Source organism: Streptomyces sp. NPDC002690, from assembly GCF_053592415.1.
On record NZ_JBSFVR010000442.1, the window covers coordinates 1 to 5,466 of the forward strand.

Sequence of the window (5,466 nt, forward strand, 5' to 3'; positions counted from 1 at the left end):
CGGGAGACCGGCCGGCCCGCCCGCCGTGGTCCCCCTCCGGCCCGGACGCCACCCGCCCGGAGGGCGACTCGCACGGGCAGCCGGATCGCGCGGGGACATGCCGGCCGTGGGCGCCGGAGACGTACCGGCCGTGGGCGCCACCGAAAGGGCTGCCATTTTGGAGGATCACCACACTTTCACGTCGTCCCTCGCCGCGGGATTCGAACGGCAATGGGGGGATGATAGGCCGCCGTCCGGCCAGGCTCGACCTCTCGCCCGCGTTGTCGTCAAGTCTGTCGTCACCGGCACGCCTCCCCCGGTCCGCGAGGCGGCCCCGGGCGCATGAACAACGGCCGTCCGGTGCCCCGGACCGGACCTGATGGAGTATCGGCCACCTGACGAAGTGCGCGGGCGGCCGTTGGCGGCGCACGGCGACCCGCTACAGGATCGGGACGAACCGCAGCCGTCCGGCGGCCACCCAGCCCCTTGCCTGCCCGGGGCGCAGTACTTCTCCTCCACCCGTCACGGGGCGGCCGCGGTCAGGACCGGCGTCCGCACCGACCCGCCCCGAGTCCACCGGCGACGCGCGTGCTCAGGGGCCGCGGGCCGCCCGGGCGCGGCGCCTGCCACACCGGCCGTCGCCTCCACCTCCGTGCCGCTTCCGGCTTCTCCGAGTCGCTTGCTCGTGAGGCCCTGCCCGGCCGCCGAGGCCACCGTACTTTCGCTCCGGGAGTCACTCATGGTCACCCCACCGTCCGCCGTCCGGTCCAGACCGGCCCTGCAGCAGCCCGACTGGGCCGAGAGCGAACACCTACAGGATGTCAGGAGGGAACTCGCCGCCAGGCCACCCCTGGTGGCCGCCGAGGACGCAAGCCGACTGCGCTCACTGCTCGCCGACGTGGCCACCGGGAAGGCGCAGGTGGTGCAGACCGGCGACTGCGCGGAGGACCCGGCGGAGTGCTCGGCCGACTACGTCGCCCGGAAGTGTGGCCTGCTGGACGTCCTGGCCGGACTCATGAGAATGAGTACGCACAAGCCGGTGGTCCGGGTGGGCCGCATGGCAGGCCAGTTCGCCAAGCCCAGGTCGAGTCCGACCGAGATCGTCGGCGGCGTCGAACTCCCGGTCTACCGCGGTCACATGGTCAACTCGCCGGAGCCCGATCCGGTGTTGCGGCGGCCCGACCCGCGGCGTCTGCTCGACGGATACCGGGCAGCGGCGGAGGCCATGACCCACCTCGGGTGGCGCGACCCCGCCCGGCGCTCGGCCGCCTGCCCGCCGGTGTGGACCAGCCACGAAGCGCTGCTCCTCGACTACGAGCTGCCGATGATCCGCCGGGACGAACACGGCCGGCCGCTGCTGACCTCGACCCACTGGCCGTGGATCGGTGAGCGGACCCGCCAGGTGGACGGCGCCCACGTGGCGATGCTGGCCTCCGTCGTCAACCCGGTGGCGTGCAAGGTCGGCCCGGGCATGACGGTCGACGAGTTGCTGGAGCTCTGCGCGGTGCTCGACCCCGAACGCACGCCGGGGCGCCTGTCGCTCATCGCTCGGATGGGGGCGGGCCCGGTCGCCGACCGGCTGCCTCCCCTGGTCGAAGCGGTGAGAGCGGCCGGGCACCCGGTCGTCTGGCTCACCGACCCGATGCACGGCAACACCGTCACCGCGCCGGGCGGGCTCAAGACGCGCCTGGTGGAGACCGTGGTGCGGGAGGTCCAGGGCTTCCAGCACGCCGTGCGCTCCATGGGCGGGGTGGCCGGCGGGCTGCACCTGGAGACCACCCCCGACGACGTCACGGAATGCGCCCACAGCCAGTCCGGGACGGGCCACGTGGGCGACAAGTACACCAGCTTCTGCGACCCGCGGCTCAACCCCGGTCAGGCCATGTCCGTGGTCTCCGCCTGGCAGGGCTGACGACGGGTCCGCACACCACACCGACCGACGACTCCGGGCCGGCAGCGGGCCGGCCGACAGGCAAGGAGAGCCGAACCATGGGCAACACGGCAGACAGGGCGGACACGGTCGCGTTCGTCACGGGAGCGGCGGGCGGCATCGGCGGGGCCGTCGTCCGGGCACTGGCCGAACGCGGGACGGTGGTGGCCGCCGCCGACAGGGACGCCGAGGGCCTGCGCGAGGTCGTGGACAAGCTGACGGCGGAAGGTCTGCGGGTCTCGGCCTTCCCACTGGACGTCACCGACAGCTCCGCGGTCGACGCGGCGATCGACACGGTGGAGCGGGAGCTGGGGCCGGTCGAGCACTTGGTCAACACGGCGGGCGTCCTGCGTCTCGGCGACGTACGGGAGTTCACCGACGAGGACTGGCTGGCCACCTTCGCGGTCAACGTGCACGGGGTGTTCCACGTGTCCCGCGCGGTGGTCGACCGGATGATCCCGCGCGGGCGCGGGGCCGTCGTCACCGTCGCGTCCAACGCCGCCGGTACGCCCCGCGCGGGAATGGCCGCGTACGCCGCCTCGAAGGCCGCCGCGACGATGTTCACCAAGAGCCTGGGGCTGGAGGTCGCCGGGCACGGCATCCGCTGCAACCTGGTGGCGCCCGGATCGACCGACACCCCGATGCTCAGCTCCATGTGGCACGACGAGTCGGGCCCGAAGGGCACCGTCGAGGGCCGGCCGGAGGCGTTCCGGGTGGGCATTCCGCTGGGCCGGCTCGCCCAGCCGTCGAACATCGCCGACGCGGTGGTCTTCCTGCTCTCCGACCAGGCCTCCCACATCACCCTGCACGACCTCACGGTCGACGGCGGCGCCGGTCTCGGCGCCTGATCCGTCGCGTCGCAGGGCCGCCCCCGTAGGCCCTGCGAACCCCCCACCAGCACGCAGATCGTTCTCAGCAAGGAGAGGAAGGCTATGGCAGGCCTACCGGCCATCGAGTCGTACCCGATGCCAACAGCGGGCGAGCTGCCCCGCAACACCGCGACATGGAGCGTCGATCCGGACCGCGCGGTGCTGCTCGTCCACGACATGCAGCGCTACTTCCTGAAGCCCTTCCCGGCCACCGAGGCGCCGGGCGGCGACCTCGTACGGAACGCGGTCGCGCTCCGCGAGCGGGCCGCCCAGTTGGGCATGCCGGTCGCCTACACGGCCCAGCCGGGAGGAATGACTCCGGAGCAGCGCGGTCTGCTCGCGGACTTCTGGGGTGCCGGCATGCGGGTGGATCCGGCGGACCGCGAGGTCGTCGAGCCGCTGGCACCCGCACCGGGCGACTGGGTGTTCACCAAGTGGCGCTACAGCGCGTTCTTCCGGTCCGACCTGTTGGAGCGGATGCGCGCGGCCGGTCGCGACCAGCTCGTCATCTGCGGCGTGTACGCGCACGTCGGCGTGCTGATGACGGCCGTGGAGGCGTTCACCAACGACATCCGGCCGTTCCTGGTCGCGGACGCGGTGGCCGACTTCTCCGCCGACTACCACCGGCTCGCCCTGGAGTACGCCGCCGAACGCTGCGCGATGGTGGTCACCACCAAGGAGGTCTTCGCATGAGCCCGGCCCTCCTGGAGCGGGTGCTCGCCGGGCAGGCGCCCGCCTTCGCCCTGCTGCACCGGCCCGAAGCGGCCGGCCGGGGGACGCTGGACGTGCTGGTCGGCGAGGTCACCACACCGGCGACGCTGGCGGAGATCCCGCTGCCCGGGGCGCCCGGGCCGGGCGGGGGTGCCCGCCACGAGGTACTGGCGATCGTTCCCTACCGCCAGATCACCGAGCGCGGTTTCGAGGCCACCGACGACGGTTCGCCGCTGATCGCGATGACGGTGACCGAGCAGGCCACCGCGAGGCTCGCCGACGCGCTGGCGCTGATCCCCGACACACCGATCGAGCTGACCGGCGGCCACTTCGACGTCGCCGACGACGAGTACGCCGAGATCGTCCGCCGGGTGGTCGCCGACGAGATCGGCAGGGGGGAGGGCGCGAACTTCGTCATCAAGCGTTCCTTCGTCGCCGACATCACCGACTACACACCGGCCGCCGCCCTGTCCTTCTTCCGCCGGCTGGTGGAGCGCGAGGCGGGCGCGTACTGGACGTTCGTGGTGCACACCGGCGACCGGACCTTCGTCGGCGCCACCCCCGAGCGGCACCTCAGTCTGAACGGGGGCGTCGCGGTGATGAACCCGATCAGCGGCACCTACCGGTACCCGGCCTCCGGACCGACCCTCCCGGGGGTGATGGACTTCCTCGCGGACCGCAAGGAGGCCGACGAGCTGTACATGGTGGTCGACGAAGAGCTCAAGATGATGGCCCGGATCTGCGACACGGGCGGCCGGGTGGTCGGCCCGTACCTCAAGGAGATGGCCTGGCTGGCGCACACCGAGTACTTCATCGAGGGCCGCACGGACCGCGATCCGCGCGAGATCCTGCGGGAGACGATGTTCGCGCCCACCGTCACCGGGAGCCCGCTGGAGAGCGCCGCCCGGGTCATCGGCCGGTACGAGCCCACCGGCCGCGGCTACTACAGCGGGGTGGTCGCGCTGTTCGGCCGGGACGAGCTGGGCGGGCGCACCATGGACTCCTCGATCCTGATCCGTACCGCGGAGATCGGCGGCACCGGACGGATCGCGATCGGCGTCGGCGCCACCCTGGTCCGCCACTCCGACCCGGTCTCCGAGGTGGCCGAGACCCGGGCCAAGGCGGCCGGGCTGCTGTCGGCGCTGGAGTCGAGCGGGCCCCGGAGTTTCGCCGACCACCCCCGGGTGCGGGCCGCGCTGGAGCAGCGCAACGCCACCATCGCGGACTTCTGGCTCAACGGGCGCGCGGCCCCGGGCGGGGAGTCGCCGGAACTCGCCGGGCGCCGGGTGCTGGTGATCGACGCCGAGGACACCTTCACCTCGATGATCGACCATCAGCTGCGCTCGCTCGGACTCGACGTGACGGTACGCCGGTTCGACGAGAGCCACACGGTGGACGGGTACGACCTGGTCGTCATGGGGCCCGGGCCGGGAAACCCGCAGGAGGCCGACCACGCCAAGATCGCCGCCCTGCGGGCCACGACGCGAAGGCTCCTCGACGACCGGCGGCCGTTCGTCGCGGTCTGCCTGAGCCACCAGGTGCTCAGCGGTCTGCTCGGTTTCGGGCTGCGCCGCCGTGACGTCCCGAACCAGGGCGTCCAGCGCGAGATCGACCTGTTCGGCTCCCCGGAGCGGGTCGGCTTCTACAACACCTTCGTCGCCACCAGCACGCGGGACCTGGTCGACGCCCACGGGGTGGGCCTGATCGAGGTGAGCCGGGACCAGGAGAGCGGCGAGGTGCACGCGCTGCGCGGCCCGCACTTCGCCTCGATGCAGTTCCACGCCGAGTCGGTGCTCACTCAGGACGGTCCCCGGATCGTCCGGGACCTGATCACCGCGCTGCTGCCGGCGGTCGTGCTGTCCGCCGGGTAGCGGCCCGCACCGGCGGTGACCTGAACGGGCGTCGGCCAATCACCAGCACGTGGTGACTCACTCCGCCGTCCGCGGTGATGCGCAGGAGGCTGCCGTGGACCGGGAT

4 protein-coding genes are annotated in these 5,466 nt (G+C 72.6%); all 4 read left to right on the forward strand.

The window, feature by feature from the left end; translation table 11 throughout:
• Positions 1 to 718: 718 nt before the first annotated feature.
• The 4 genes from ACWD3D_RS32785 to ACWD3D_RS32800 all read left to right on the forward strand — a co-directional run bounded on the left by ACWD3D_RS32785 (position 719) and on the right by ACWD3D_RS32800 (position 5,360).
• Entirely contained in the window at positions 719 to 1,891 is a 1,173-nt protein-coding gene (locus tag ACWD3D_RS32785; RefSeq protein ID WP_451464375.1) for a 3-deoxy-7-phosphoheptulonate synthase, read from the forward strand.
• A 77-nt stretch (positions 1,892 to 1,968) separates the two neighbouring features.
• Entirely contained in the window at positions 1,969 to 2,757 is a 789-nt protein-coding gene (locus tag ACWD3D_RS32790; protein WP_451464376.1) for a 2,3-dihydro-2,3-dihydroxybenzoate dehydrogenase, read from the forward strand.
• A gap of 84 nt (positions 2,758 to 2,841) precedes the next feature.
• On the forward strand, positions 2,842 to 3,471 hold the full coding sequence (locus tag ACWD3D_RS32795) for an isochorismatase family protein (RefSeq protein WP_451464377.1): 630 nt from the start codon (positions 2,842 to 2,844) through the stop codon (positions 3,469 to 3,471).
• On the forward strand, positions 3,468 to 5,360 hold the full coding sequence (locus ACWD3D_RS32800; RefSeq protein WP_451464378.1) for an anthranilate synthase family protein: 1,893 nt from the start codon (positions 3,468 to 3,470) through the stop codon (positions 5,358 to 5,360). Before ACWD3D_RS32795 ends, ACWD3D_RS32800 begins: the two co-directional genes overlap by 4 nt.
• Positions 5,361 to 5,466 lie beyond the last annotated feature (106 nt).